At 63.0% G+C, this 238-nt stretch carries 1 pseudogene; it reads left to right on the forward strand.

Going from position 1 to position 238, the window contains the following annotated elements:
- Positions 1-90: 90 nt before the first annotated feature.
- Positions 91-238 (forward strand): annotated as a pseudogene (locus tag E5W87_RS21775) (oxidoreductase); the annotation flags it as partial.

A 238-nucleotide genomic window follows, 5' to 3' on the forward strand; every position in this document is an offset into this window, starting at 1 on the left:
GGCTAAGAAAAAGTCGCAGGACATAGCATGACTCTCTATCGGGCCAACCCGAAGCACGGCGTCGCCTGGATCACGGGCGGCAGCAGCGGCATCGGCCGTTCATTGGCCAAGGACCTTGCGGCTCAAGGCTATACCGTCGCAGTGACGGCGCTCGACGACGAACCGATCGACACGCTTATCGTCGAGACGGCGCAGATGCCGGGCCGTGTCACGGCCTATCCCTGCGACGTTACCGACG

This window comes from Mesorhizobium sp., assembly GCF_004962925.1.
In the GTDB taxonomy this organism is placed as follows: Bacteria; Pseudomonadota; Alphaproteobacteria; order Rhizobiales; family Rhizobiaceae; genus Mesorhizobium.